The organism is Solirubrobacter soli DSM 22325, assembly GCF_000423665.1.
GTDB classification, from domain to species: Bacteria; Actinomycetota; Thermoleophilia; order Solirubrobacterales; family Solirubrobacteraceae; genus Solirubrobacter; species Solirubrobacter soli.
The window spans coordinates 136,687-162,598 of record NZ_AUIK01000028.1; the positions used below are offsets into that span (position 1 = coordinate 136,687).

General features: G+C 72.2%; 24 protein-coding genes. 13 read left to right on the forward strand and 11 right to left on the reverse strand.

What is annotated here, in order from left to right; all coding sequences use genetic code 11:
- Positions 1-9 precede the first annotated feature (9 nt).
- Positions 10-333, forward strand: coding sequence for a hypothetical protein (locus G569_RS0123200; RefSeq protein WP_028065189.1), 324 nt, complete (start codon positions 10-12; stop codon positions 331-333).
- A gap of 52 nt (positions 334-385) precedes the next feature.
- Positions 386-2,221: a methyl-accepting chemotaxis protein gene (locus tag G569_RS0123205; protein ID WP_028065190.1), complete on the forward strand. Its 1,836-nt coding sequence runs from the start codon at positions 386-388 to the stop codon at positions 2,219-2,221.
- Here G569_RS0123205 and G569_RS0123210 read toward each other — a convergent pair.
- From G569_RS0123210 to G569_RS58705, 3 genes are all read right to left on the reverse strand, one after another.
- Entirely contained in the window at positions 2,218-3,321 is a 1,104-nt protein-coding gene (locus G569_RS0123210; RefSeq protein WP_169542223.1) for an alcohol dehydrogenase catalytic domain-containing protein, read from the reverse strand. The genes G569_RS0123205 and G569_RS0123210 overlap by 4 nt on opposite strands.
- A gap of 10 nt (positions 3,322-3,331) precedes the next feature.
- A complete protein-coding gene (locus tag G569_RS0123215) occupies positions 3,332-4,669 on the reverse strand; it encodes a cytochrome P450 (RefSeq protein WP_028065192.1) in 1,338 nt (445 codons plus the stop codon).
- A gap of 64 nt (positions 4,670-4,733) precedes the next feature.
- Entirely contained in the window at positions 4,734-5,651 is a 918-nt protein-coding gene (locus tag G569_RS58705; RefSeq protein WP_053226857.1) for a M56 family metallopeptidase, read from the reverse strand.
- 51 nt (positions 5,652-5,702) lie between these two features.
- On the opposite strand from G569_RS58705, the gene G569_RS0123225 reads away from it, so the two are divergent.
- On the forward strand, positions 5,703-6,059 hold the full coding sequence (locus G569_RS0123225; protein WP_157592243.1) for a hypothetical protein: 357 nt from the start codon (positions 5,703-5,705) through the stop codon (positions 6,057-6,059).
- A gap of 52 nt (positions 6,060-6,111) precedes the next feature.
- The gene (locus tag G569_RS65480) at positions 6,112-7,644 is read left to right on the forward strand and encodes a Vgb family protein (RefSeq protein ID WP_028065194.1); all 1,533 of its coding nucleotides are present in this window, start codon (positions 6,112-6,114) and stop codon (positions 7,642-7,644) included.
- Here the strand turns inward: G569_RS65480 and G569_RS0123235 are convergent.
- From G569_RS0123235 to pdxS, 4 genes are read right to left on the reverse strand one after another with little or no spacing between them, the layout of a single operon-like run.
- Positions 7,641-8,204, reverse strand: coding sequence for a hypothetical protein (locus G569_RS0123235; protein ID WP_028065195.1), 564 nt, complete (start codon positions 8,202-8,204; stop codon positions 7,641-7,643). The genes G569_RS65480 and G569_RS0123235 overlap by 4 nt on opposite strands.
- Positions 8,205-8,206: 2 nt before the next feature.
- Positions 8,207-8,854, reverse strand: coding sequence for a histidine phosphatase family protein (locus G569_RS58715; protein ID WP_053226858.1), 648 nt, complete (start codon positions 8,852-8,854; stop codon positions 8,207-8,209).
- Positions 8,851-9,390: a pyridoxal 5'-phosphate synthase glutaminase subunit PdxT gene (gene pdxT / locus G569_RS0123245; RefSeq protein ID WP_037498457.1), complete on the reverse strand. Its 540-nt coding sequence runs from the start codon at positions 9,388-9,390 to the stop codon at positions 8,851-8,853. Before pdxT ends, G569_RS58715 begins: the two co-directional genes overlap by 4 nt.
- Before the next feature lie 58 nt (positions 9,391-9,448).
- Positions 9,449-10,333, reverse strand: coding sequence for a pyridoxal 5'-phosphate synthase lyase subunit PdxS (gene pdxS / locus G569_RS0123250; RefSeq protein ID WP_028065197.1), 885 nt, complete (start codon positions 10,331-10,333; stop codon positions 9,449-9,451).
- A gap of 42 nt (positions 10,334-10,375) precedes the next feature.
- Between pdxS and G569_RS0123255 the strand changes: the two genes are divergently transcribed.
- Entirely contained in the window at positions 10,376-10,594 is a 219-nt protein-coding gene (locus G569_RS0123255; protein WP_028065198.1) for a hypothetical protein, read from the forward strand.
- On the opposite strand, the gene G569_RS0123260 is transcribed toward G569_RS0123255, so the two are convergent.
- The 3 genes from G569_RS0123260 to G569_RS0123270 are packed head-to-tail and all read right to left on the reverse strand — an operon-like array spanning position 10,591 to position 14,489.
- Complete coding sequence (locus G569_RS0123260) at positions 10,591-12,939, reverse strand: glycoside hydrolase family 65 protein (RefSeq protein ID WP_028065199.1); 2,349 nt, start codon at positions 12,937-12,939, stop codon at positions 10,591-10,593. The genes G569_RS0123255 and G569_RS0123260 overlap by 4 nt on opposite strands.
- Positions 12,936-13,616, reverse strand: a complete 681-nt coding sequence (locus G569_RS0123265) for an HAD family hydrolase (protein ID WP_028065200.1) — start codon at positions 13,614-13,616, stop codon at positions 12,936-12,938. Before G569_RS0123265 ends, G569_RS0123260 begins: the two co-directional genes overlap by 4 nt.
- A 9-nt stretch (positions 13,617-13,625) precedes the next feature.
- Positions 13,626-14,489 carry a MurR/RpiR family transcriptional regulator gene (locus G569_RS0123270; protein WP_028065201.1) on the reverse strand — a complete coding sequence of 288 codons (864 nt, stop codon included), beginning with the start codon at positions 14,487-14,489 and terminating at the stop codon, positions 13,626-13,628.
- 46 nt (positions 14,490-14,535) lie between these two features.
- Between G569_RS0123270 and rfbC the strand changes: the two genes are divergently transcribed.
- From rfbC to G569_RS0123310, 8 genes are all read left to right on the forward strand, one after another.
- Positions 14,536-15,090, forward strand: coding sequence for a dTDP-4-dehydrorhamnose 3,5-epimerase (gene rfbC / locus G569_RS0123275; RefSeq protein ID WP_028065202.1), 555 nt, complete (start codon positions 14,536-14,538; stop codon positions 15,088-15,090).
- On the forward strand, positions 15,087-15,962 hold the full coding sequence (gluQRS, locus tag G569_RS0123280) for a tRNA glutamyl-Q(34) synthetase GluQRS (protein WP_028065203.1): 876 nt from the start codon (positions 15,087-15,089) through the stop codon (positions 15,960-15,962). The genes rfbC and gluQRS overlap by 4 nt, the downstream gene beginning before the upstream one ends.
- Positions 15,963-16,079: 117 nt before the next feature.
- The gene (locus G569_RS58720; RefSeq protein ID WP_028065204.1) at positions 16,080-16,700 is read left to right on the forward strand and encodes a TetR/AcrR family transcriptional regulator; all 621 of its coding nucleotides are present in this window, start codon (positions 16,080-16,082) and stop codon (positions 16,698-16,700) included.
- Positions 16,701-16,712: 12 nt separating this feature from the next.
- A complete protein-coding gene (locus G569_RS50895; protein ID WP_053226859.1) occupies positions 16,713-19,511 on the forward strand; it encodes an AAA family ATPase in 2,799 nt (932 codons plus the stop codon).
- A 223-nt stretch (positions 19,512-19,734) separates the two neighbouring features.
- Positions 19,735-20,652, forward strand: a complete 918-nt coding sequence (locus G569_RS0123295; protein ID WP_157592244.1) for a hypothetical protein — start codon at positions 19,735-19,737, stop codon at positions 20,650-20,652.
- 101 nt (positions 20,653-20,753) lie between these two features.
- The gene (locus tag G569_RS0123300) at positions 20,754-21,755 is read left to right on the forward strand and encodes an ABC transporter permease (RefSeq protein ID WP_028065206.1); all 1,002 of its coding nucleotides are present in this window, start codon (positions 20,754-20,756) and stop codon (positions 21,753-21,755) included.
- Between the two features lie 14 nt (positions 21,756-21,769).
- Positions 21,770-22,849, forward strand: coding sequence for a sugar ABC transporter substrate-binding protein (locus tag G569_RS0123305; protein WP_028065207.1), 1,080 nt, complete (start codon positions 21,770-21,772; stop codon positions 22,847-22,849).
- Positions 22,849-24,348, forward strand: a complete 1,500-nt coding sequence (locus G569_RS0123310) for a sugar ABC transporter ATP-binding protein (protein WP_028065208.1) — start codon at positions 22,849-22,851, stop codon at positions 24,346-24,348. Before G569_RS0123305 ends, G569_RS0123310 begins: the two co-directional genes overlap by 1 nt.
- On the opposite strand, the gene G569_RS0123315 is transcribed toward G569_RS0123310, so the two are convergent.
- Positions 24,324-25,889, reverse strand: a complete 1,566-nt coding sequence (locus G569_RS0123315; protein WP_028065209.1) for a thiamine pyrophosphate-binding protein — start codon at positions 25,887-25,889, stop codon at positions 24,324-24,326. The genes G569_RS0123310 and G569_RS0123315 overlap by 25 nt on opposite strands.
- Positions 25,890-25,912 lie beyond the last annotated feature (23 nt).

Below are 25,912 nucleotides of genomic sequence, written 5' to 3' on the forward strand. Positions count from 1 at the left end.
TGAACCAGAATGGCGTACTCCCAGGACGACCTCCCACTCCGGAACTACGACCGCCAGCGCGCGTCGGCGATCGCGGCCAAGCTGCCCGCGTTCAGCCAGCACGAGCTCGCGGTGATCCGCGCGTACGAGGCCGAGCACGAGCAGCGCGCCGTCGTGCTGGAGCGGATCGCGGAGCTGTCGGTGGGCGAGCCGTGGTCGGGCTACGACGACGAGTCGACGGAGACGATCCTGATGACGCTGTCCGGCGCGGATCCGGGCGTCGCGCGCCAGGTCGCAAATTACGAACGCGAGCACCGGGCGCGGGCGAGCGTGATCAAGGCCGCGGGCCGCTAACGGTGTCGATCTCGTAAAGAGTGCGGGCTGTCCGGCCGATGACAGGGCCGACATGCCCTCACTCGTCACACGCCTCGGTATCCGCGGTCAGCTGCTGATCGCTCCCGCCGCCGTCCTCATCCTCACCGCGATTCTCGGCGTCATCAGCATCCGCCAGCTCGGCGCTTCGGCTGACATGGCGAAGACCCAGGCGTCCGAGACGGCCGCGGTCGAGGTCCTCCGCGACTCCAACTCCCGCCAGTTCGAGGGCGACCGCTTCCAGCACCTCGCGCTCGCCTCGGCCGATCAGAAGGAGTTCGACGCCAACCGCGCCGAGGCCGCGGACGTGATGAAGGAGTCCGCCGACGGCTTCACGGCGTTCGCCGCCGACGCGCGCACGCCAAAGCTGCGCGACGAGGCGCGCAAGCAGGCCGAGCTGATGACCCGGATCCAGAGCGAGCGCGAGCGTGCGCTGGCGCTGGTCAAGCCGGGCCAGCCGCTGCCTGAGGAGGCGGCGAAGATCATCGACGGCGTCGAGACGCTGATCGAGCAGGCCGACGAGTCCAACGACGCGCTGGTGACCGACGAGCAGAAGGTCACCGACCGCATCGCCGCCGACGCGTCCGCGACGGCCGCCCGCGGCAAGCGCCTCGTGATCGTCGTGCTGGCGCTGGCGGCCCTGCTGGCCGCGCTCGTGAGCTTCGCGATGGCGCGCCCGCTGGTGAGCGCCTCGCGGCGGCTGCTGACCGCGGCGAGGGGCATCGCGGCAGGTGACCTCGACCAGAACGTCGACGTCGCCGCGGCCGGCGAGCTCGGGGCGACCGCCGCCGCGTTCGGCGACATGGTCACCTATCTGCGCGAGGTCGAGCAGGCGGCCGGGCGGATCGCCGACGGCGACCTGACGACCGACATCGAGCCGAAGTCCGAGCGCGACGCGCTCGGTCACGCGCTGCACCGCATGACCAACAGCCTGCGGGACATGATCGGCGAGGTCGTCGCGACCGCCACGACCGTGAGCACCTCCTCCGACGCGGTCACCCGCACCTCCAACGAGTCCGGCCGCGCCGTCGCGGAGATCGCCGGCGCGATGAGCGAGATCACGAGCGGCGCCGAGGCGCAGCTGCGGATGGTCGCGGGCGCCACGCAGTCCGCCGCCGACATGGCGCAGGCCGTCGACGCGTCCGCCGAGGCCGCCCGGCAGTCCGCGGACGCGGCGAGCGAGGCCCGCGAGCTCGCCCGCGAGGGCGTCGAGGCGGTGCTCGAGGCGTCGACCGCGATGGTCGCTGTGCGCGAGTCCTCGCGTGCCGCCTCTGAGGCGATGTCCGGCCTCGAGGGCAAGTCGAGCCAGATCGGCTCGATCGTCCAGCGCATCACCGAGATCGCCGAGCAGACCAACCTGCTGGCCCTCAACGCCGCCATCGAGGCCGCCCGGGCGGGCGAGCAGGGCAAGGGCTTCGCCGTCGTCGCCGAGGAGGTCCGCCGGCTCGCCGAGAACGCGGGCGGGGCCGCCCGCGAGATCGAGGGGCTGATCGGCGAGATCCAGTCCGAGACGATCGCGGTCGTCCAGATCGTCACCGACGGTGCGGCCCGGACCGAGGAGGGCACGGGCACGGTGGAACGGACCCGCGAGGCCTTCGAGCGCATCGACGCCGCGATCGAGCGGATGCACACGCGGATCGCCGAGGTGGCCGACACCGCCCGCGACGTCGCCGCCGGCAGCGAAACGCTTCAGAGCGATCTCAACGAGGTCGCGAGCGTCGCCGAACGCTCGACCGCGGCGAGTCAGCAGGTCTCGGCCGCGGCGCAGGAGACGACCGCGTCGGCCACCGAGATCACCGGCTCGGTCGAGCGCCTGCACGGCACCGCGGACGAGCTCCAGCGGCTCGTCGCGCGATTCCAGCTCGTTTAGTACTCGATCACGCTGCGGATGCCGTCCTGGTGGTGCATCAGGTCGAACCCGCGATTGACCTCGTCCAGCGTGATCCGGTGCGAGATGAACGGGTCGACGTCGAGGTCGCCGTCCAGGTAGCGCTGCACGAGCTGCGGGACCTGGTCGCGGCCCTTGACGCCGCCGAACGAGGAGCCGGCCACGCGCCGGCCGGTGATCAGGTAGCGCGGGACGATGTCCAGCGTCTCCCCCTTGCCGGCGACGCCCGCGACCGTGCACAGGCCCCAGCCCATGCGCGCGGCCTCGACGGCCTGGCGCATGACGGCCACGATGCCGGTGGCCTCGAAGGTGTAGTCGGCGCCGAAGCCGCCGGTCTCGTCGAGGACGCGCTGGACGGTGTCCTCGCCGCCGATCCACGTGTCCGTCGCTCCCTGGCCTCGCGCCAGCGCCAGGCGGTCCTCGGACAGGTCGACGCAGATGATCCGCTCGGCGCCCTGCAGGCGCGCGCCGGCGACGGCGCCCAGGCCGACCATGCCCGCGCCGAAGACCACGCACGTCGAGCCGGCCTCGACCTTGGCCGTGTACATCGCCGCGCCGAGGCCGGTCGAGAGCCCGCACGCGAACAGCGCGCAGCGGTCCAGCGGGGCCTCCTCGGGCACCTTGGCCAGCGCGATCTCCGGCATCACCGTGTACTCGGAGAAGGTCGAGGTGCCCATGAAGTGGCGGATCGGCTCGCCGTCGCGGGAGAACCGGGTCGTGCCGTCGGGCAGGTGGCCGAGGTTCTGCTCGGCGCGGATCGCCATGCACAGGTTCGTCCGCGGCGACACGCAGTGCACGCACTCGCGGCATTGCGGCGAGAACAGCGTGACGACGTGGTCGCCGATCTTGAGGTCCTTGACGCCCTCGCCGAGTTTCTCCACCACGCCCGCGCCCTCGTGGCCGAGCACGGCCGGCGCGTAGCCGGACGGGTCGGCGCCGGAGGCCGTGTACATGTCGGTGTGACAGACGCCACAGGCGACCAGCCGCACGAGGACTTCACCGGCCTTGGGCTCGGCGAGGTCGATCTCCTGCACGTTCAAGGGGGCCCCGAACTCCTCCAGGACCGCGGCTCGCGTCTTCATGGCGCGCACCCTACCTAGGGCGCAGCTTCACCCGCAGCCCGTCGGGGCTCATCGTGAACCCGAGCTTCTCGCGGGGCGGCGCGCCCGCGAGCTCCCACTCGAAGCTGCGCGCGAGCATCGCCAGCGCGGTCTTGCCCTCCAGGAACGCGAGGTTGCGGCCCGGGCAGAAGCGCGGCCCGGCGCCGAACGAGAGGAACGTCTTCGGGTCATGGCCGTTGGTCAGCCAGCTCCCCGGGTCGAATCGCTCGGGGACGGCGGGGCGCCCGACCTGGCGGGTGAGGCAGGCGATGCGGGTGCCGGCGGGAAGCTCGACGCCGCCCACCTCGGTGTCCGCGAGCGGCTCGACGAAGATGATCGGCGCGACCGACTTCAGCCGCGCGGCCTCGCGGAAGACGGCCTCGGCGTAGACCATGCCGTCGACGGCCTCGGCGTCCGCGGGCCAGCGAGCGTCGCCGAGGACCGCGTCGGCCTCGGCCTGCAGGCGCGCCCGGGCGGCCGGGTCCTGGGCCAGCAGCGAGGTCGCCCACGCGAGCGTGTTGGCGGTCGTGTCCTCGCCCGCGAAGAGCATCGTGAAGACGTTGCCGACGATGTCGTGCTCGGAGTACTCGGGGGTCGCGAGCATGCTCTCGAGGAAGTTCTCCGGCGCCTCGCGCAGCTCCGGACGCGCCTCCATCCGCTCGCGGGCCTGGGCGATGAAGCCGGCGATCTCCTGCTTGATGACCTCCAGCGAACGCTCGGCCTCGCGGTCGGCGGGCGGCTTGACGACGCGCCAGTACGGGACCGGCGAGAGGATCCGGCGGGCGAGCAGCTCGAAGACGTTGCCGATGTGGACCTGCAGCTCGCCGTCGCCGTGCTCGAGCGTGTTGAGGTCGGCGCCGAAGGCGAGCGCGGTCGTCACGTCGACGCTGTAGGCCATGAAGTCGTCGAGGATCGCCGCCTCGGTCTGGCGCGCGAGGCGCCCGTGCAGCCGCTCGGTGGCGACCTGGATGACGTCGAAGTAGCGCCGCAGGTGGTTCGTGTTGAGCGCGGTGACCGCGAGCCGGCGCTGCCGCTTCCAGTCGTCGCCCTCGGACGTGAACGGCCCGATCACGCCGATCTCGTTGGCGACCGCCTCGACCTCGCGCCAGCGGCGGTAGCCGTGCGGGCGCTCGCGCAGAATCGCGTTGACCGTCTCGGTGTCCGTGAAGCCGATCACCTCGCGCGGGCCCATCGAGAACCGGAACACCGGCCCGTAGCGCCGCCCCCACCGCTCGATCATCAGGTGCAGGCGGTCCGGGCGCAGCTGGAGCGCGTTGCCGAGGCCGGGGACGCCGGCCGGTCCTGGGAGGTCAGCGATCGCCGTGGTCATGGCGCCATCCCCGGGACGCCCGAAATCGAAAGGTCGGTCCTGCGAAGGCGGTTGCCGGGCTCGGTCACACGTGGACAGTATCCGTGCGGCGGCGCAGGAAGGATGCGGCGAGGGCCGCAAGGGTGCCTGGGAGGAGCGCCAAGGCGACGATGCAGGGCTGACGCGACAGGACCGGAAGCGCGAGCGTGGCGCTGCTCGCCGCCGTCCGGCCCGCCAGGAACGCGACGAGCACGAGCAGGACGAGCGCGGTGAGCACCCCGAGCGCGGTGCAGAGCGAGAGCGCGCGGCCCGGTGGGCGGCCGAGCAGCGAGTCGACGCGGCCCGCCTCGATCCCGACCGCGCCGTCCGGCGCCTTCGCCAGCCGCAGCATCGCGCTCGCGAGCGGCGCCGCGTCCCCGCCCGCGCTGCGCAGAGCGGCGGCGTCGGCGTCGATCTCCGTCGCCAGCGCGTGCTCGCGGGCGAGCCGGCGGACCGGCGGCAGCGCGTCCCCAAGGACCTGCGCGATCGCCAACCGCAGCGGGTCGCGGCGGGCGCGGTGGTGCGCCTCGTGGGCGAGCACGGCCTCGAGCTCGCGCGGCGGCAGCACGTCCAGCGCCGCCTCCGTGACGTAGATGCGCGGCCGGCGCAGGCCGGCGCACATCGCGCGCGGCGCGTCGCCGCGGATGACGATCACGTCCCCCGCCTCGCGGACCCGGCACGCCTTGAGCGAGCGGGAGAGCGCGCGTTGCGCGACCGCCTGGTGGGCGACCGAGCGCAGCGCGCGCAGGAGCGTGAGGAGCCCGAGCGCGGCGAGCGCCAGCACGATCAGCGCGCTGGGGTTCGCCGTCGGGTAGACGATCGTGCGGCCGAGCGCGTCGAGCTCGTGGACGGGTGCCTGCGGCCCGACGGTGAGCGAGCGCTCGACCATCACGAGCGCGGTCAGCGCCAGCGCCAGCGCCGCCGTCGCGAGCGCGAGCGTGAGCCGGAAGAGCGGGACACCCATGGACGTTCCCGACGCTACCGGGGCGCGCAGGGCGCGGGGCGAAAACAAGTGGTGAACGAGGGTCGACCCGGGCGGCATCTACTACAGATAGTAGTAGGCAAGGTCGCCCGTTCGCTCGCGCGCGCCGCCGGCGTCGCGCTCTCGCCGGTCGCCGCCCTGATCCTGGCAGCGCCCGGGTCCGCCCCACCGGTCGCGGCGCAGCATCCCGGGCGCCTCGAGCTGCGCGGCCGCCACCGCTTCGCGCGCTACGCACTCGTGTTCCTGATCGACGGCGGCCGCGTCCGGGCGCAGACCTACGCGGCGTTCCCGGGGGTCGAGGGACGCGCATATCGGGCGTTGGTGATCGGCTCCGGCGCGCACCGCGTGGTGACGAAACGCCTGCTCCGGCGGGGCGCAGCCGCCCGTTGAGCTGAACGAACGGCCCTTGTGGAAAGACGCGGGCCGCAAGTAGCGTCGGCGGATGCGTCGTTTCCTCCCCCTGCTCGCGAGCCTCGTCCTGCTCGCGCTTCCTGCCGCCGCCCAGGCCTACACGTTCTACGAATGGGACGCGACCGGCTCGCCGACGGGCATCGTGGCCGGAGCCACCGGCCTGTCCCTCGCGTTCAACACGAGCGGGGAGATCGGCGGCGTCACGCTCAACGCCGTTCCGGCCGCACGCACCGCGATCACCGGCGCCGCGCTGAGGCCGACCAACCTCGCGCAGGGGCCGAACGGGCTCCTGTGGTTCGTCGATCCGACCAACGACAAGGTCGGTCGCACGGACCCCGGGGCGGGAGCGATCACGCTGGCGTCCGCGACGATCAATGACACGCCGTCGGATGTCGTGGCGTCCGCGAACGACCTCATGTGGGTCACCGAGTTCGACTCCGGCAACCTCGACTGCATCGTCCCGGACACGGGCGCGGCCACCTCGAAGACGTCCGGGGTCGACCACCCGATCGCGATCGCGCGCGCCAACGACGGCGCGCTCTGGTACGTGGACACGGCGGCCCACAAGGTTGCTCGGCTGGCGCAGCCGGACACCTGCGGGGCGACCATCAACCCGCAGATCTTCACGCTCGCCGACGACGTCTTCCCCGTCGACGTGACCGCGGCGCCGAGCGGGAACGACGTGATCGTCGGCACGACGTCCGGGCTCGTCCGCGTGTCCGCCGCCGGCGCCGCCGCGCCGGTCGCCGGCGTCGCGGGCAGGCCCGGCATCGTGCACACGGCGGCCTCCGGCGTGTGGTGGATGGACTCGATCAACAAGCGGATCGGCCGGCTCACGGCCGCGAATGTGGTGACCGAGTGGGCGCTCCCGCGCAACTCCGCGAGCCCGGTCGAGTTCGCCATCGCGTCCGACAACTCGCTCTGGTACACGGCCGCGCCGAACGTGATCGGGCGCTTCTCGGAGGAGACGGGCGCGCAGGGTCCGCAGGGGACGCCGGGCCAGACGGGCGCCACCGGCGCGACGGGCGCGACCGGCGCGCAGGGGCAGCCGGGCGCCACTGGGGCCACCGGGGCGGCCGGACAGCCCGGCGCCACGGGTCAGACCGGCGCGCAGGGCGAGAAGGGCGACAAGGGTGACCCGGGCGCCTCGGTCCTCGGTTCCCCCGGCGCGCAGGGCCCGCAGGGCGCCCAGGGGGCGCAGGGCCCGGCCGGCCCGCGCGGCGCGACCGGCGAGCAGGGTCCGCGCGGCAAGACCGGCGCGGCGGCCAAGATCCCGAAGATCACCTGCAAGCTCTCGGGGAGCAAGGTCACGTGCAAGGTCGCCAAGAGCGGCAGCGGCGGCTCGGGCGGGACCGGCGGCGGTGAGGGCAACACCGGCGGCGGCGAGGGCCTGCGCCTGCGCCTCAGCCGCGCCAGCAAGCTCTACGCGACGGGCGGCCGCGCGGCCAAGAGCAACCGAACGACGGTGAAGCTGCACACCCTGCGCAAGGTCAAGGCGGGCAGGTACACGCTCGCCGTCGACCTCGGCGAGGACGTGACCGTCCGGATCTCCCTGCGGCTCTAGATCCCGAAGCGCGCCAGATACGCGGGCCATACGTCCTCGAGCACCTCGAGGGCGTAGGCCTCCGCGTACGGCTCACCGCGCGCCATGTAGCGCTTGGTCCGCGTCGTCATCCGGTCGTGGTGGTGGCCGAGCTCGTGCGGGAGGATGTGCAGGAGCTGGAACGCGCGCGCCTGCGCCTCGGTCCAGCGCACCTCGGTCCCGACGACCTCGACCTCGAGCCGGTCGAGCAGCTCACGGTGCTCGTCCATCCACGGCTCGAGTGCGTCTTCCCACCACAGGTCGGCGTCCCAGTCGCAGACCGCGACGACGCCGTCCGCGCACCAGCCCATGCAGTCGTCGGCGCCGTCGAGCACGATCGCCTTCAGCCCGACCGCCACCTCGTCCCACATCGGCAGCAACGCGATGAACTTGCGCAGCTGCGCGATCGTGATCAGATGCCGCCCGCCCCACGCGGGAGCGCGGCGCTCGAGGACGATCTCGTCCGGCGCGGGCGTCGGCGCCCAGTTGTTCTTCTTCTGGACGCGGCCGTCTTTGACGCGGGTCGCCGTCCGCCGGTGCACGCCTACAAGTGTGCCTGATCGTTCCAGGTCTGCAGCGCCCAGCCGTCGAAGCGCACGCCCTCGATCAGGTAGTCGCGGCGGTGATGGAAGAGCGTGATGCCGGTGTTGATGTGCGAGATCCGGTAGAGCGCCGGGAGGTGGTGGGGCGAGAACGCCTCGCGGAAGATCGCCGCGCCGAGGAAGAAGTGCAGGAAGCCCCAGTGCGAGACGCAGAGGACGCGCTCGTCGAAGAGCCGCGACTCCAGGCGCCGCTGGACGCGGTGGACGCGGTCGACGATCGCCTGGAAGGACTCCGCGCCGGGCTCGGCGTGCTCGGGCGGGTGCTCCGGCATCCAGGTGACGTGGCCGGTGCCCTCGTAATGGGGCGACGCCTCGCGGTACGCGTCGGACTGGCGGACCTCGAACAGGTCGTCGTCGGTCTCGTGGGTGAGGCCGAGCACCTCGCCGATGCCCTGCGCGGTCTCCTGCGCACGGCGGAACGGGCTCGCGATGATCGCTTCGATCCCCTCGTCCTGCAGGCGTTTCCCGAGACCGCGCGCCTGCTCCCAGCCGCGCTCGGACAGCCGGTCGGCGTCCGCCGGCTCGGCCTGCATCGTGCGGTCGGCGACGTTGGCGACCGACTCGCCATGGCGGGTGAAGTAGACGATCACTTGACGGCCTTCAGGAAGAGCTCGTGGACGCGGGTCTCCCCCGCGATCTCGGGGTGGAACGAGATCACGAGCATGTTGTCCTGGCGGGCCGCGACCGGGTGGCCGTCGACCTCGGCGAGGATCTCGACCGTGTCGCCGTACTCCTTCAGCCACGGCGCGCGGATGAACACGGCGCGCACGGGCGACTCGATCCCGGGGATGTCCAGGTCCTCCTCGAAGGAGTGGATCTGGCGGCCGAACGCGTTGCGCTCGCACAGCGTGTCCATGCAGCCCAGGTGCTGGCGGTCGAGCATGATCATCCCCGCGCAGGTGCCGAAGACCGGCTTCCCGGACTTCACGAACGCGCGCAGCGGGTCGCCGAGACCCTCGCGCTTGATGCCGAGCGTCATCGTCGTCGACTCGCCCCCGGGCATCACCAGGCCGGCGAGGCCCTCGAGGTCCTTCGGGGTTCGAACCTCACGGACCTCGGCGCCGAGGTCCGTGAGCATCTTCGCGTGTGCTTCGAAGTCGCCCTGCAGGGCCAACACGCCGATCATCGCCGAGCCTGGAGGTCTGATGATCGGGGTGGGGCGGAGGGGCTGCCCTGCCTCCTATTCACCACCCGCGGTTCGCGAGCAGCTGGCCCTCTTCGAGCTTGCGCGTCTCCAGGGACTGCATCGCCATGCCGAGGCCCTCGGAGGCCTTCGCGACGCGCTCCGCGTCCTGGTAGTGCGTGGTCGCCTCGACGATCGCGGCCGCGCGGGTCGCCGGGTCCTCGGACTTGAAGATGCCCGAGCCGACGAACACGCCCTCGGCGCCGAGCTGCATCACGAGCGACGCGTCGGCCGGCGTGGCGATCCCGCCCGCGCAGAAGGTCACGACCGGCAGCTTGCCGGTCTCGGCGACGCCGCGCACGAGGTCCAGCGGCGACTGCAGGTTCTTGGCGGCCGTGGCGAGCTCGGAGTCGTCGAGCGTCTGCAGCCAGCGGATCGCGCCGCGGATCTCGCGCAGGTGGCGCACGGCCTCGACGATGTCGCCGGTGCCCGCCTCGCCCTTGGAGCGGATCATCGCCGCGCCCTCGCCGATGCGGCGCAGCGCCTCGCCGAGGTTGGTCGCGCCGCACACGAACGGCACCTTGAAGCCCCACTTGTCGATGTGGTTGGCCTCGTCGGCGGGCGTCAGGACCTCGGACTCGTCGATGTAGTCGACCTCGAGCGCCTCGAGCACCTGCGCCTCGGCGAAGTGGCCGATCCGCGCCTTGGCCATGACCGGGATCGTCACGGCCTCCTGGATGCCCCGGATCAGGATCGGATCGGACATCCGCGCCACCCCGCCGTCGCGGCGGATGTCGGCGGGGACACGCTCGAGCGCCATGACGGCGGCAGCACCGGCGTCCTCGGCGATTTTCGCCTGCTCAGCGTTGACGACGTCCATGATGACGCCGCCCTTCAGCATCTCGGCCAGACCGGCCTTTACACGGAACGTCGCCTCGTCTCTCATTGCCTCTCGATGTTAGCCGGGGGCCGATGTACGATCCGGCGCATGGCGACGGAAGATCCTGACCTCATCGGCCCCGACGATGTGGCCTTCACGCTGGACCTCACGCCGCGTGAGCTCAAGATCCTCCACTCCGCCCTGCACGCGTTCCGAAACGACTTCGGCCACGATCAGCGCGACGTCAACACGATCATCCAGGGGCTCATGACCAAGCTCCCGGACGAGGCGTCGATCCGCTCGATCAACCTCGACACAGGGCTCTAGCGAGGTCTCCGGCGGGCGGGCGCGCGGCCCGCGGGCTGCGTCGGCTCCGGGCCCGGGTCGGGCACCGACCACGCGCGCGTCACCGGCTCGCCGTGCCGCACGGTGACGACCTCGTCGTCGTGGCGCACGGTCAGCGGATCGCCTTCGTGCGGGAGCTCGTACACCGCCTCACCTGCCGTGATCGTCACGCACAGGCACGTCCCGCGGTACATCACGCGGAAGCGCAGCTTCGCCAGCGCCGACGGGAGCCGCGGGCGGAAGCTGAGCTCTCCCCCGTGGCAGCGCATGCCGCCGAACCCGCCGACGGCCGCCACCCACGAGCCCGCCAGCGACGCCATGTGCAGGCCGTCGCGGGTGTTGTGCTCGAGGTCGTCGAGATCCATCAGCGCGGCCTCGCCGAAGTAGTCGTAGGCGAGCTCGAGGTGCCCGACCTCGGCCGCCACCGCGGCCTGCACGCACGCCGACAGCGATGAGTCGCGGACGGTCAGCGCCTCGTAGTAGGCGAAGTCGCGCGCCTTCTCCTCGGGTGTGAACCGGTCGCCGCGGGCCAGCAGCGCCAGCACGAGATCCGGCTGCTTAATGACCTGCTTGCTGTAGAGCAGGTAGTACGGATAGTGCAGCAGCAGCGGGTACTCGAGTCCTTCGAAGTCCATGACCTCGTGGTGGGTGAACGTCGAGTCCTGCGGGTGGACGCCCAGGCGCCGGTCGTACGGAATGTGCATGTCGGCCGCGGCGTCGCGCCAGCCGGCGATCTCCTCCTCGTCGACGCCGAGCGCCCGCGCCTCGTCCGGGTGCCGCGACGCGATCTCGGCCGCCATCCGCAGGTTCTGCTCGGCCATCAGGTTCGTGTAGACGTTGTCGTCGACGACGGCCGAGTACTCGTCCGGCCCGGTCACGCCGTCGATGTGGAACGCCCCGGCGTGGTCGTGGTGCCCGAGCGAGCGCCACAGCCGCGCCGTGTGGACGAGCAGCTCCAGCCCCTGGGCGGCCTCGAACGTCTCGTCGCCCGTGGCCTGGATGTAGCGGATCACGGCGTCGGCGATGTCGGCGTTGATGTGGAACGCGGCGGTCCCGGCCGGCCAGTACGCCGAGCACTCCTGGCCGCGGATCGTCCGCCACGGGAACGCGGCGCCCTCCAGCCGCAGCGTGCGGGCGCGGTCCATCGCCAGGTCCAGCGTCCCGTGGCGCCACAACAGGGCGTCGACGACGGCGCTCGGCTGCGTGTAGGTCAACACCGGCAGGACGAACGACTCGGTGTCCCAGAAGACGTGCCCGTCATAGCCCGGGCCGGTCAGCCCCTTGGCGGGGATCGCGCGCCGCTCGGCCCGCGCGCCCGCCTGCAGCGTGTGGAAGAGCGCGAAGCGCACCGCCTGCTGGAGCTCGCCGTCGCCCTCGATCTCGACGTCCGAGCGCTCCCAGAAGTCCGCCAGGTACTCGCGTTGGGAGCGCACGAGCTCGTCCCAGCCGATCCGCCGGGCGGACGCGACCGCCGCGTCGACCTGATCGCGGACCGACGGCGTCGAGCGCTGGCTCGACCAGCCATACGCCAGGAACTTCGTGAAGCGCAGCGGCTTGTCGGGCCCGATCTCGGCAGTCATCCAGACGCGGCCGAGATCCGGCGCGGCCTCAGAGCCGGCCACGAGCCCGTCGACGTCCTCGAGCACGTGAGCCATCCCGGCCGCCATCCGCAGCCCGCTGGTCCTGGTGCGGTGCACGAGCACGACCCGCAGGTCGTGCACCTCCTGCTCCTCGGCCTCGAGCGGCGCGCGCAACGCCGCGGCGGCGCGCGGATCGCCGGATTGGGCGCCGCCGGGCTCGTTGGCCACGAGCTCGGAGACCGCCACGACGCGCACGGCGCGGCCGTCGAGCGGCCGGACCTCGTAGCGGATCGCGGCGACCGAGCGCTGGACGAAGGACACGATCCGCGTCGACTTCACCTCGATCTCGCGCCCCGCGGGCGAGCGCCAGCGCACCTCGCGCCGCAGCTCGCCCGCGCGCAGGTCGAGCGTGCGCGTGTGGGCGAGCAACTCGCCGTAGCGGATGTCGAACGGCTCGTCGTCGACCAGCAGCCGGATGATCTTGCCGTTGGTCGCGTTGACGACGGTCTGGCCGTCCTCCGGGTAGCCGTAGCCGGCCTCCGCGTACGGCAGCGGCCGCGTCTCGTAGAAGCCGTTCAGGTAGGTCCCCGGGAGGCCGAACGGCTCGCCCTCGTCGAGGTTGCCGCGCAGGCCGATGTGCCCGTTGGAGAGCGCGAACACCGACTCCGCCTGGGCGAGCACATCGAGCTCGAGCGTGTCCTCGGTCACGGCCCAGGGCTCGACCGTGAACGCGGGGTGCGTGATCACAGGAGCTCTTGGAGGTCGTCGACGACGACGTCGGCGCCATGGGCGAGCAGCGCGTCGCGGTGGCCGACGCGGTCCACCCCGACGACATGGCCGAACCGGCCCGCGCGGCCCGACTCGACGCCCGCGAGCGCGTCCTCGAACACCACGGCGTGCTCCGGCGCGACACCGAGCCGCCGCGCGCCCTCCAGGAACGAGTCCGGCGCCGGCTTGCCGTGCAGCCCGAGCGCGTCGATCACATGCCCGTCGACGCGCTCCTCGAGGTATTCGGTGAGCCCCGCGACGCGGAGCACGTCCTCGCAGTTGTGGCTCGAGGAGACCACCGCGCGGCGCAGGCCCGCGTCGCGCGCGGCCTTCAGGTAGGCGACGCTGCCCGCGTAGGCCTCGACGCCCTCGTCGTGGATCAGCTTCAGGACGAGGTCGTTCTTGCGCTCGGAGAGGGTGTGGACCTCGGCGTCGGAGATCTCGATCCCGCGGCTCTTCAGGAAGTCGCGGATGCCGTCCTCACGCGGCTTGCCGTCGACGTAGTCGTTGTAATCGGACTGCTCGAAGGTGCCGCGATCGCCGAGGAACTCGTCGAACGCGGCCTTCCACGCCCGCTCGTGCACCACCGCCGTCTTCGTCAGGACGCCGTCCAGATCGAAGAGACAGGCGGTGATGCCGTCGGGAAGGCCCAGCACGGCTCCAGGCTACTTCAACCGGAACGCGCGGATGCGGTCGTCGTAGGAGGCCGTGTCGCGCGCGTAGACCCCGTAGGCCAGCGCCTGCAGGATCGAGAGCAGCCCCGTGTGCGAACGCACGAAGGCCGGCGAGTTCGAGGAGTAGTAGAGCGTGCGCTCGGCCAGCTTGGAGACGTCGCTCAGCGTCGCGTCGACGATCGCGAGCGTCGACGCGCGGCGGTGGCGGGCGATCTTCATCGCCCGCACGACCAGCGGGTGCGGGCGACCCGCGGAGAGGCCGATGACCAGCGTGCGCTCGTCGATCCGTCCCAGCCGCGACAGCGCCTCTTGCGAGGGTGAAGCGGCGATCTCGGCGCGCACGTCGAGGAGCATCAGCAGGTGGCGCAGGTAGGAGGCGAAGAACGCCATCTGGTCCGTGCCGGCGATCAGGATCCGCTCGGCGGCGGCGATCGCCTCGATCGCGCCGTCGACCTCGGAGCGGCTTACTCGCCGCGCGGTGTCCTCGACGTTGACGTGATCGGCGGCGACGGCCTGCTCGAACGGTGACTGATCGAGGCTGAACAGCGGCGTGGCCTGCTCGGGCGTCTTGGCGGTGCGGTGGTGGTGCCGGTATTCCTCGCGAGCGGCTTCCTGGAGCTCCGGGAAGCCCTCGAACCCGAGCGCCTGGCTGAAGCGCACGACGGTCGAGGAGGACGTACTGGCGCGACGGGCGAGCTCTTCCGCCGTGTGGAAGGCGACCTCGTCGAGGTGGTCGACGACGTACTGCGCGACGTCCTTCTGCGAGCGTGAGAACTCGTCGAAGCGTGCGGAGATGTACGTCGAAAGTGTCTGATGGCCGCGGGCGGCCGGAGGCATCGTGGCGGTCCTCGGCATGGCGAGGCGATCTTTCGACGGTCGCTCCCTAACCTCCTCCCCGCATATGCAACGGCTTGAGACTCGACTCGACGGACTCGTGTTGCTGGCGCCGACCGTCCACGGCGACGAGCGTGGCTTCTTCGTGGAGACGTTCCGGGCGGACACGGCGCGCCAGCACGGGATCCCTACGGAGTTCGTGCAGGACAACCATTCGCGCTCTCGTCAGGGGACGCTGCGCGGCATCCACTTCCAGACGCATCCCGGCCAGGGGAAATTGGTGCGCGTGGCCCGCGGAAAGGTGCTCGATGTCGTGGTCGACCTACGTCGGGGCTCTGACACCTTCGGCGAGTGGGAAGCCTTCGAGCTGACCGACGAACGCGGCGAGATGCTGTGGATCCCGGTCGGGTTCGGGCACGGGTTCCTGGTGCTGAGCGAGGTCGCGGACTTCGTCTACAAGTGCACGAACTACTACGACCCGGCGACCGAGGCGGGCATCCGGTTCGACGATCCCGAGGTCGGGATCGAGTGGCCGACGTCGATCGAGCTCCTGTACTCCGAGCGGGACGCGACCGCGCCGACACTGGCCGACGTGGCCGACTCGCTGCCGTTCACGGTGTGAAAGGCCGTTTCGCCCCGTCCCCGACGGGCGTCCTGCACCTGGGCAACCTGCGCACGGCGCTGCTGTCCTGGCTGTTCGCGCGCTCGGCGGGGTCGGGGTACGTCGTGCGGGTCGAGGATCTCGATACCGGCCGGGTCCGCCCGGGGCTCGCGGAGCAGCAGCTGGCGGACCTGGACGCGATCGGGCTCGACTGGGACGGACCGGTGTGGGTGCAGTCCGAGCGTGTCGCGTATTACGAGGCCGCCTTGGCATCACTGCCCGTCTACGAATGCTTCTGCACTCGGGCGGAGATCCGCGAGGCGGCGTCGGCCGCGCACGGGCCGGTGGGCGTCTATCCGGGGACGTGTCTCGGGCTGTCCGAGGCCGAGCGGGCGGCGCGGCGGGCCGAGGGACGCGAGCCGGCGTTGCGGGTGCGGGCGGATGCGACGGTCGTCCAGTTCACGGACCGCGTGCTCGGGCCGCAGGAGGGTGTGGTCGACGACTTCGTCGTGAGGCGCAACGACGGCGCCTTCGCTTACAACCTCGCGGTCGTCGTGGACGACGCGGCGCAGGGCATCGAGGAGGTCGTCCGGGGGGCCGATCTCATCGATTCCACGCCGCGACAGGTCTGGCTCTCCCGGGCGCTCGGGTATCCGGACTGCGCCTACGCCCACGTCCCGCTGGTGTTGAACGCGGAGGGCCGCCGGCTCGCCAAGCGCGACGGAGACGTCACGCTGCGCGAGGTGGGCGCGGAGGACGCGGTGCGCTGGATGGCGGGCTCGCTCGGGCTGTCAGGAAGGACTGCGGCGGATCTGCTCGAAGGGTTCGCTGTGGATTCGATCCCCCGCGAACCGACGATCTGGACGCCGGTAGGGTCCAGCCCTACCGAATAGCGTGCCGCAGATCGCGCCCTGGAGCGAAAACGCCTATTCGTCAGGGTCACACCCTGGCGAACCATCCACTCCGGGTCGGTGGCGCCCTATTCAATAGGGCGGTACCCTCCGCCCGACATGGAGACCCGCAGCTACAACGCTCCCGCCAGGGTCGCCTCCACGAAGCGCACGCGGGCGGCGATCCTCGCCTCGGCGAAGTACTCGTTCGAGGAGATCGGGTGGGCGCGGACGACGATGCCCGCGATCGCCGGCGGCGCCGGTGTCTCGTTGAAGACGGTCGAGGCCCATTTCGGTACGAAGGCGAACGTGCTCGCGGAGGTCGTCGCCGCGCTGGGGCGCGAGATTCCCGACACGGACGCGGGTCGCGACTTCGCCGAGGCGACCAGCGCGATCTCGGCGCTTCCCGCCCACGCCAGGTACGCCACGCCGCTCGTCGCCCGCTCGGCCAAGCTCGCGCTGGCGATCGACGAAGCGGCGCCGACGGACCCGAAGGTGGGTGAGCTCGCCGAGCGGCTGCGCCGCAACCACGACTACGGCGCCAACTGGGCGGCCCGGATCATCATGGACAAGCGTGGCCTGGCGGCCGACATGACGGTCGAAGAGGCCACGCGGGTCTTCCGGTTCGCCATCGATCCGGCCACCTACCGCACGCTCACGGGCGAGCTCGGGCTCGACGACGACGGCGTCCAGGCGTGGATGCTGCGCTACACGCGCGGCATGCTCCTGCTGCGCACGTAGACTCACGCCGTTATGGTCGGCCGCAAGGACGAGCGAGCCCGCCTCAAAGCGCTCCTCGACGCCGCACGCGAAGGGCGCAGCGGCGCGCTGCTGCTGCATGGACCTCCGGGCATCGGGAAGACCGAGCTGCTCCGCTACGCCATCGAGGAGGCCGACGGGTTCCAGTTGTTGCGCGCTCGCGGCATGGAATCGGAGTCCGACATCCCCTACGCCGGTCTGGCCGAGCTCGTCTCGCCGCTTCTAAGGCTCTTGGAGGAGATACCCGAGGTCCAGGCATTGGCGTTGCGTGGCGCGTTGGCGCTCGGTCCGGCCACTTCGGGGGACCGATTCACGGTCCCGGCGGCGTTGTTGTCGCTGCTCGCGCGCGCCGCGGACGAGCAGCCGGTGCTCGCGATCGTCGACGACACGCAGTGGCTGGACGAGCCGTCGCTGGAGGCGTTCCTGTTCGCCGGCCGCCGGCTCGGGCAGGAGAGCGTCGCGATGCTCGGGGCGATCCGCGACGACGCCACCCGGCTCGAGGTTCCGTGGCTGGAGCGCCTGAAGGTCGCGCCGCTGGAGGATGAGGAGGCGCGCGCGCTGCTCGGCGAGGCCGTCGCGCCGGGCGTCGTGGACCGGCTCGTCGCCACCGCCGCGGGCAACCCGCTCGCGCTGCTGGAGATCCCTGGGCTGCTCAGCCCCGGCCAGCTCGCCGGCCGCGAGCCGCTCGAGGACCCGCTCCGCCCCGGCACCAACGTGGAGCGCGCGTTCGCCGCGGCGGTCGAGGCGCTGCCGGAGCCGACGCGGCGTGCGCTCCTGCTCGCCGCCGCCGCGAGCACGCGCCGGCTGGACGCGATCGGACGCGGCCTGACCGCCGCCGGCCTCGGCTTGGGCGACCTCGATCCCGCCGAGGCCGCCCGGATCGTCGTGCTCGCCGACGGCGAGCTCGAGTTCCGCCATCCGCTCCTGCGCTCGACCGTCTACCACGCCGCGCCGCTGCCCGCGCGCCGTGCCGCCCACCAGGCGCTCGCCGACGCCACCGACAGCGCCGAGCGCGCCTGGCACCTGGCGGCGTGCGCGGTCGCCCCGGACGAGAGCGTCGCCGCCGCGCTCGAGAAGGCGGCGATCGAGGCCCGCGAGCGCGGCGCCCACGCGACCGCCGCTCGCGACCTCGGCCGCGCCGCCCAGCTGACGCCCGAGGACGAGCCGCGGGCGAACCGGCTGCTCAAGGCCGCCGAGGACTGCGTCCGCTGCGGCGAGGCCGACCGCGCCCGCGGCCTGCTCGACGAAGCGGCGACCCTGACGCAGGACCCGCTGCTCGCGGCCGACGTCGAGCGCGTCCGCGGCCACGTCGAGATGCGCCGGGGCTCGCCGGTCGCCGCGCACGAGCGGCTGGTCCGCGAGGCCGACCGGGTCCGCACGCGCGACCCGCGCCGCGCCGCCGCGATGTTCCTCGAGGCGAGCGTCGCGCACATGATGACCGGCGACATGGAGGCGCTGATCGCCTCCGCGGAGCGCGCCCGCGCGCTCTCGGCCGGCGCCGAGCCCGCCGTCGAGCTGCTCGCTACCGCGGTGATCGGCGAGGGACAGGTCGCCCTCGGCGACACCGACAGCGGCGCCGCGCTGCTGAAGGCCACCGAGCCGTACCTGATGGAGGCCGACCCGCTCGCGATCGTCGAGATCGTCGGGATGGCCGGGAGCGCGGCGATCTGGCTCGAGGACTGGGACGCGGCCGGCCGGATCCTGAGCCGCGTGCTCGGCGCCGCCCGCGCGGCCAGCGCGGTCAGCGCGCTGATCCACCCGCTCGCGGTCCAGGCGCACCTGGACCTGCGCCGCGGCCGCTGGGCGCCGGCGCTGGCGGGCGCGTCGGAGTCCGCCGAGCTGGCCGAGGACACCGGCCAGCTCGCGCTGCTCCCCCACTCGCTCGCTGCGCTCACGCTCGTCGAGGCCAGCCTCGGCCACGAGGCCGACTGCCGCAAGCACGCCGAGCGCGGGCTCGCGCTCGCGAGCGGCGAGACCGACACGGTCCACCTGCACGCCGCCCTCGGCCTGCTCGAGCTCGGCCTCGGCCGCATCCCCGAGGCGATTGAGGCGCTCGAGAACGGCCATCGCCAGATGCTCCGCCGCGGCCTGAGCTCGTCGGTCGTGCTGCTCCGGGGCGACCTGGTCGAGGCCTATATCCGCGCGGGTCGCCGCGAGGAGGCGGAGGTCGTGCTCGCACATCTGGAGTCGCCGGCGACCAACGGCGCCGGCGACCCGCGCGGTGGCGAAGCCCCCCGCGTCGCGGGCGGATCGCGGTGGGCACGCGCGGTCGCGGCTCGCTCCCGGGCCCTGCTCGCGCCCGACGAGGACGTCCGCGCCCTGTTCGACCACGCGCTGAGCCTGCTCGAGGGGCTGCCGATGCCGTTCGAGCGGGCGCGCACGCAGCTCGCGCTCGGCGAGCGGCTGCGCCGCGCCAAGCAACGGGCCGAGGCGCGCGAGCCGCTGACCGCCGCACTGGACGCGTTCGAGCGCCTCGGCGCGCGGCCCTGGGCCGAGCGCGCCCGGGCCGAGCTGCGCGCGACCGGCGGGCAGGCGAGCGGCCGCCGCGCCCAGGCCGCCGCCGAGCAGCTCACGCCGCACGAGCTGCAGATCGCGGTGCTCGTGTCGCAGGGCATGACCAACCGCGAGGCCGCCGCCGCGCTCTTCCTCTCACCGAAGACGATCGAGTACCACCTCGGCCAGATCTACCGCAAGCTCGACGTCCGCGGGCGCGCACAACTCGCGCGGCTGATGGCGATGGAGCTGCCCGACGGCGAGCGCGACCCCGCCGTGCTCGCCGACGCATTGTCGTAACCGATTTCCGTCCGTTCTCCGGACGAGAATCGCGGCGGGTGCTCGAAGACCCCTTACAGCTGCGCGCGACCTTCTTCACTCTGATCGTCGTCGGGTGATGGCGTTCGCGGTCGCCGCATGGACGCGGAGCCGACGTGACCCTGCGGTGCCGTACGCACGCTCGTGCATCCGGCTCGCGGTCTACGCGTTCGCTCTCGCTGCCCTACTCGCGACGGTTGGCGCCGTGGCTGACGGTTGGCTGATCGACGGCAGGAGAGGCGCTGTCCTCGCGATCGGAGTCGCAGCATGCCTCGCGTTCGGGATCGCGCTGCTATTCGTCGGGTTGCGGCGTCTGGGACTGGCGCTGCCACGGTGGGCGGGCCGGAAGACTCGCCGTCGACTCGAGTCGCGGGATCTGGCGCGCATCCTCGACTTCCTGGCCGACTGGATCGTCCCCGTCCCGTGGAGCTGGCCGTTGGTGGTCGTGTTCGCCGTCGTCGCGACTGAAGCCGTCGCGACGTGCGCCGCTCTGATCATCGGAGTGCCCGACTTCGAGCAACAAGCCGGCAGCCGCGAGTTCTTCGGGATCATGGCCCAGATCAACGGAACGCTGCTCGTCGCGGCCGGGCTCACGATCGCCGCGCCGCGGGAGTGGCGGAAGAACCGCCGGCGTCACCGAGCGTGGGTCACGTGTGCCCCGCTCATGGCAGTGGTCGGCCTTGGCGCCTCGCTCGCCCGAGCGAAAGGAGCCATCCAGCGTGATCGCATCCTGCCGTGGCTCGCATCAGGCGTCGAGGTCGACGGCGTCCTGTTCGTCCTCGCGATCGGCGCCGTGTTCCCGATCGTCTTCAGCTTGCTGTTGGGTGCGTTCGACCGGCTCCGCGTGAGTATCGGTGATGGCCTGGATTCCACTGCGCGCGACACGTTCACCCGGGCGTACCTGCGGGCGGGCGGCGCGGTTCTCGGCGAGCCCGACGGGGACGTGGCGATCACGCGCGAGGGCGCGTTCCAGGCCTTCAGAGGCGGCAGCGCCGGCCAGGCGGGGATCGTCATGACGTGGGATCGGCCTCCGGTCGTGCTCGAGGGCGAGGCGTGGGGAACGTTCTGCGCGTCGACAGACGAGCGCCCACCGGCGTCGCGCGTCGCCGACGCGCTCTCTTAAGTTCCCGCGCGCGGTCGGCAGGTTCGCTCAGACCTTGAGCGGGCGGTCGCCACTCTCAGTCAAATATGGTAAATGTTTGACACTTCAAGCCGAGGAGAGCGGTGGCGAGCGAAGCGGCAGCAGACGGGCGTGCCTGGGGACGGCGCGTTCTCGAGGTCGAATCCAACAGCGTCCTGATCGCGACGGTCGCGCTGATCGGCGCGATCGGGATCGCGCACCCGGACTTCCTCGCCTGGGGGCAGTTGAAGGAGGTCGTCCAGAACGCGGCCTACGTCGGGATCATCGCCGGCGGCATGGCGTTCCTGATCTCGATGCGCGAGATCGACCTGTCGGTGGGCTCCATGTTCGGCCTGAGCCTGATCAGCGCCGCGCTGTTCATGCAGCACGGGATGAACCCGTGGCTGGCGGCGATCGTCGGGATCCTGCTCGGTGGCGCGATGGGCGCGCTGAACGCGGTCCTGGTCCAGGTGATCGCGATCCCGGCGATCGTCGCGACGCTCGCGACCCTCTCGATGTACCGGGGGCTGAGCCAGGCGCTCAGCGACGGCGAGCAGGTCACCGGCCTCCCCGCGCAGAACTCGTTCTTCACCTTCGTCGGCGGCGACTTCGCAGGCCTGCCGGTGAGCGTGTGGGTGCTGATCCTGACGACGATCGCGCTGACCGCGGTGCTGCGCTTCACGCCCTACGGCTACCGGGTGCGCAGCATCGGCTCCAACCCGGAGGCGGCGACGTTCAGCGGCATCAGCATCCCGCGCGTGCGGGTGCAGACGCTGATCCTGGTCGGCCTGTTGTGCGGGCTGAGCGGGATGCTCGGGCTCGCGTTCTTCATCTCCGGCGACCCCAACATCGGGTCCGGGTTCGAGCTGACGGCGATCGCCGCGGCGGTGATCGGCGGGACGCCGCTGCGCGGCGGGAGCGCGACCGTCGTGGGCGCCGTCCTGGGCTCGATCCTCCTGAGCGCCGTCAACAGCGGCCTCGCCTACTTCAACGTGCCGGTCAATTGGAGCTCGTTCGCCACGGGCGCGGTGATCCTCACCGCGGTCGCGTTGGACAGCCTCATCCGCGGCCGCCGCCGGCACCAGCGTGGATCGTTGATCGATTGAGGGGAGCGGACGACATGCGGGTGAGATGCCTCGTCGCGCTGACCGCACTGGCCCTGGCCGGCTGCGGCTCGGCGAACAAGAGCGCGAACAGCGAGAGCACCGCCTCCGGCGCGGGCAGCGGCGGCGGCGAAAAGACGGCGAAGGTCGCGTTCATCTACCCGACCACGACCACGAACTTCGCGCAGGAGATGGCGCTGGGCGCGAAGGCCGCCGCGGGCGACACCGCCGGCGTGAAGCTGACCGAGGCCGCGCCCGCCGAGGTCAACGGGCCCAAGCAGGTGCAGCTCTTCCAGGCCGCGACTCGCACCTCGAAGGACGGCGTGGCGATGATGACGCTCACCCCCGACCTGTTCATCCGCCCGCTGCAGACCGCGGCGTCGCAGAACGTCCCGCTGGTGGCGGTCGACGTGCCGCCGCCGAAGGGCGCCGAGGACGCCGTCAAGCTGCTGATCGGCAACTCGAACGTCGAGATCGGTCAGGACCTGGCCAAGGCGCTGCTGGCGAAGATCCCCGAAGACGCCAAGGGCGAGATCCTGATCGGCACCGACACGCCCGGCCTGCCGGTGCTCGAACAGCGCAACCAGGGCTTCAAGGACGTCATGCAGAAGGAGCGCCCGGGCGTGACGTTCCTGGTCTTCGACGCCAAGCAGTCCCCGACCGACGACTTCAACACCTGGAGCGCGCAGGTCAAAGCGCACCCGGACGCGCTCGCCTACGTGGGGCCGGGCTCTCAGGCCGCGGTCTCGCTCACCCGCATCCAGCGCAAGCCGGGCCAGAAGAAGCTGCTCGTCGGCGCGTGCGACCTCGACCAGGTCGCGATGGAGGGCGTGCGCGACGGCTACGTCGAGGCGCTCATCTCCCCCGAGCACTGGCTCAAGGGCTACCTGGCGGTGAAGCTGATGGCCGACTCCGCGCAGGGCGGCAAGCCGCTGCCCGAGGGCATGTGGAACTCGGGCGCGCTCACGGTCAACAAGGACAACATCGACGAGATCATCGCCCGCCAGAAGGACCCGGCGAGCCGCTCGGCCTACTTCAAGGACGAGGTCGCAAAGCAGCTCGGCGCGCCGGATCAGTACCTGAGCGCGATGCCCTGATGCTCGAGGCCCGCGACCTGAGCAAGAGCTACGGCGGGGTGGTCGCCCTTTCCGGCGCGGGCTTCACGGTCCGCGCCGGATCGGTGCACGCCCTGCTGGGCGAGAACGGCGCGGGCAAGTCGACGCTGGTCAAGATCGTCGCGGGTGCGCTCGCGCCGGACTCGGGAACGGTGGAGCTGGACGGCCTGGCGGTTCGTTTCAGCTCCACCGCCGAGGCCGTCCGGGCGGGCGTCGCGGTGGTCTCGCAGGAGCTGAACCTGTTCCCGGACCTCGACGTCCTGGCGAACCTGTACCCGATGCGCGAGCTCAAGCGCGGGCCGTTCGTCGACCGCGGCGCGATGGCCTTGCGTGCACGGCCGGTGCTCTTCGAGCTGGGGCTGGACGTGTCGCTGCGCGCACCGGTGGCCGAGCTGGCGCTCGCCGAGCGCCAGCTGCTCGAGATCGCCAAGGCGCTGCTGACCGACCCGCGGGTGCTGATCCTCGACGAGCCGACGTCCGCGCTCGGCTCGACGTCGACGGCGATGCTGCTGGACACGCTGCGGGTGCTGCGCGATCGGCAGGTGGGCGTGGTGTTCGTGTCGCACATCCTCGAGGACGTGATGGCGCTGTGCGACGAGGTCACGGTGCTGCGCGACGGCCGCGTCGCGATGGCCGCCCGCCCGCGCGCGCAGTTGACCGTGCCGCTGATCGTCGAGGCCATGCTCGGTGATCCCCCCGAGGCGCCGCCGGTCCGTGTGGCCGGCGCGATCGAGGTCGAGCGGGGCGGGCTGGAACTGCGCGACGTGGCGGTCGAGGGGCGGCTCGAGCCGCTCGACCTGTCGGTCGCGCGGGGTGAGGTCGTGGGGTTGGCGGGCGTCGCCGGCGCCGGGCATCACACCGTGCTCGAGCTGGTCAGCGGGCTGCGGCGGCCGGACAGCGGGACGGTGATCCTGCCCACCGGCGCGCCGGTCCCGCACGGCCTGCGCAACGCGATCCGCGCGGGCGTCGCGCTGGTCACCGGCGACCGGCGGCGGCTCGGGCTGATGCTCGACAAGCCGCTCTGGGAGAACATCGGCCAGATCCGCTCGGTCGGGCTCGCGGCCGACGGCCCGATCGTGCGCTCGGGCGCGCTGCGCGTGCGGGCGCGCGAGCAGGTGCGCTCGCTGCGGATCCGGTCGTCGTCCGTCGATCAGTCGGCCGGATCCCTCTCCGGCGGCAACCAGCAGAAGGTCGTCTTCGCGAAGTGGCTGGACGCGGCGCCGTCGGTCGTGCTGCTCGACGACCCGACGCGGGGCGTCGACGTCGGCGCCAAGGGCGAGATGCACGCGCTGATCCGCTCGACCGCCGCCGCGGGCGCGCCCGTCCTGCTCTGCTCGACCGACATCGACGAGCTGGCGTCGCTGTGCGACCGCGTCGTCGTCCTGCACCAGGGGCGCGTGTCGGCCGTCCTGGCCGGCGGCGCATTGCGCACGCACGCCGTGCTCGAGGCGATGAATCAGGGGTCGAACGTCGCGTCCTGAGCGACGACGATCTCGAGCAGGAGCGGGGTCGTGCGCGCGGTGAGCTCCGTGTCGAGCGCCGCGATCAGCTCGTCGTGGGTGTCGATCCGGCGCGCCTCGACACCCTGCGCGCGGGCCATCGCGGCGATGTCGACGGGTTCGATCGCCGGCCACGGGCCGGGCGCCCCGGCGCGCTCCGCCAGCCGGTCCATGATCGCGTAGCCGCCGTTGCGCAGGACGAGGAAGAGGACGCCGGCCTCGTACGCGGCGGCGGTCCACAGCGCCTGGATCTGGTAGAGGCTCGAGCCGTCGCCGACGACCGCGACCACGGGCCGGTCGGTCGCCATCCGCAGCCCGATCGCGGCGGGGAGCGCGAACCCGAGCATCCCCATCGCGCTGAGGAAGCCGAGCGGGGCCCTCGCGGGGATGCGGGCGTGGAGCTCCGGACGTGACGAGGGCGTCTCTTCGAGCAGGATCGCGTCGCCCGGCAGCCGGTCCGCGAGCGCCTGCAGGACGTGGCCCGCGCGCAGCGGCTCGGCCGGCTCGAGGGGCGCCGGCCGGGGGAACGGGGTGACATGCGGCTCGCGCGGAGGCACCGCGTTGGCGAGCGCGGCGCAGGTCGCGTCCGGGTCGCCGAGCACGGCGAGCTCGACCGGGCTGCGGTGCGCCTCCTCCGGGTCCTGCGTGATGACCGCGAGGAGGGTCGTCGGGTGGACCAGCGGGCCCGGCTCATACGGATATTGCCGCAGCGCGCCGGTGCCGACGACGAGCACGAGGTCGTGCGGCTTGAGCAATTCGCGCACACGCGCGCGACGTGCGGGCACGTGGCCGGCGAACTGCGGGTGGTCCTGCGGGAACCCGGCCTGGCCCCCGAACGGCTCCTGGAAGACGGGGCACCCGAGGCGCTCGGCGAGCTCGGTGAGCCCTTCCCACCCGGCGCTCGCCCCGGCGACGATCGCGGGGTTCAGCGCGTCGTCGAGCAGCGCGGCCAGGTCGTCGATCGCGACGGGGTCGGCGGCGCTCGAGCGCACGATGCGTTGCGGCCCGGTGATCTCGTGCGGCTCAGGCGCGGGCTCGGCCCAGTCCCCCATCGGGACGATCACCAGTGCCGGCCCGCGGGCGGTGACGGCCTCGTGGTAGGCGCGGACGATCGCGCCCGGGACGTCCTGTGCGCGAGCTGGGTGGGCGGTGTGGACCGGGTAGGCACCGGCGAGGCCGTCGAGCTGCCCGGCGAGGAACGGGTCGAGCGTGAGGTGGCGGCGGTCCTGCTGGCCGACGACGACCACCAGCGGCGCGCGGTTCAGGCGTGCGGTGGCGAGCGCGGCGACCGCGTTCCCGAGGCCGGGCATCGAGTGCAGGAGGGCGAGCGCGGGGGCGCCGCGGCCGAGCGCGTGGCCGGCGGCCATCGCGACCACGCTGCCCTCGTGCAAGGCGAGCACGAACGTCAGGTCGTCGGGCAGACCGGCGAGCAGCGGCACCTCGGTCGAGCCGGGATTGGAGAAGATCGTCGTCAGGTCGAGGCGCCTGAGCACGTCGAACGTGGCGTCGCGAACGGTCTTCACGGCGCGTACATTACGACAAATCG

Bases quoted from the DNA above. Each gene is read 5' to 3' on its own strand.
- rfbC (WP_028065202.1), top strand. From the start codon at position 14,536: ATGCAACGGCTTGAGACTCGACTCGACGGACTCGTGTTGCTGGCGCCG.
- G569_RS0123215 (WP_028065192.1), bottom strand. From the start codon at position 4,669: ATGACCACGGCGATCGCTGACCTCCCAGGACCGGCCGGCGTCCCCGGC.
- G569_RS0123270 (WP_028065201.1), bottom strand. From the start codon at position 14,489: ATGCCGAGGACCGCCACGATGCCTCCGGCCGCCCGCGGCCATCAGACA.
- G569_RS58720 (WP_028065204.1), top strand. From the start codon at position 16,080: ATGGAGACCCGCAGCTACAACGCTCCCGCCAGGGTCGCCTCCACGAAG.
- G569_RS0123305 (WP_028065207.1), top strand. From the start codon at position 21,770: ATGCGGGTGAGATGCCTCGTCGCGCTGACCGCACTGGCCCTGGCCGGC.
- G569_RS0123255 (WP_028065198.1), top strand. From the start codon at position 10,376: ATGGCGACGGAAGATCCTGACCTCATCGGCCCCGACGATGTGGCCTTC.
- G569_RS50895 (WP_053226859.1), top strand. From the start codon at position 16,713: ATGGTCGGCCGCAAGGACGAGCGAGCCCGCCTCAAAGCGCTCCTCGAC.
- G569_RS58705 (WP_053226857.1), bottom strand. From the start codon at position 5,651: ATGGGTGTCCCGCTCTTCCGGCTCACGCTCGCGCTCGCGACGGCGGCG.
- G569_RS0123200 (WP_028065189.1), top strand. From the start codon at position 10: ATGGCGTACTCCCAGGACGACCTCCCACTCCGGAACTACGACCGCCAG.
- G569_RS0123205 (WP_028065190.1), top strand. From the start codon at position 386: ATGCCCTCACTCGTCACACGCCTCGGTATCCGCGGTCAGCTGCTGATC.
- G569_RS65480 (WP_028065194.1), top strand. From the start codon at position 6,112: ATGCGTCGTTTCCTCCCCCTGCTCGCGAGCCTCGTCCTGCTCGCGCTT.
- pdxS (WP_028065197.1), bottom strand. From the start codon at position 10,333: ATGAGAGACGAGGCGACGTTCCGTGTAAAGGCCGGTCTGGCCGAGATG.
- pdxT (WP_037498457.1), bottom strand. From the start codon at position 9,390: ATGATCGGCGTGTTGGCCCTGCAGGGCGACTTCGAAGCACACGCGAAG.
- G569_RS0123310 (WP_028065208.1), top strand. From the start codon at position 22,849: ATGCTCGAGGCCCGCGACCTGAGCAAGAGCTACGGCGGGGTGGTCGCC.
- G569_RS0123210 (WP_169542223.1), bottom strand. From the start codon at position 3,321: ATGAAGACGCGAGCCGCGGTCCTGGAGGAGTTCGGGGCCCCCTTGAAC.